The sequence below is a fragment of the Algibacter ulvanivorans genome (assembly GCF_048381495.1).
GTDB classification, from domain to species: domain Bacteria; phylum Bacteroidota; class Bacteroidia; order Flavobacteriales; family Flavobacteriaceae; genus Algibacter_B; species Algibacter_B ulvanivorans.
The window spans coordinates 1-280 of sequence record NZ_JBLWGD010000093.1 but is presented as its reverse complement, the minus strand read 5'-3'; the positions used below and the strand labels follow the sequence as shown (position 1 = coordinate 280).

Genomic DNA, 280 nt, shown 5'->3' with positions numbered 1-280 from the left:
AAAGAACAGCCCGAGCTATTAAAAATCTTTTAGAATTAGATTTAAAACCATTAGATATTATTTCAAAAAAATCTATTGAAAATGTAAAACTGCATTTGTAGAACCACCCAAGGCGTTTACTAATGCTATTGCATTTTCAATAGATTTTTTTGAAATAATATCTAATGGTTTTAAATCTAATTCTAAAAGATTTTTAATAGCTCGGGCTGTTCTTTCAGAATAATATCTAATGGTTTTAAATCTAATTCTAAAAGATTTTTAATAGCTCGGGCTGTTCTTT

1 pseudogene is annotated in these 280 nt (G+C 26.1%); it reads right to left on the bottom strand.

The features are described 5' to 3' along the window. Positions 1–78: 78 nt before the first annotated feature. Positions 79–219: pseudogene (locus ACNG5D_RS16095) on the bottom strand (dihydroxy-acid dehydratase domain-containing protein); the annotation flags it as partial. Positions 220–280 lie beyond the last annotated feature (61 nt).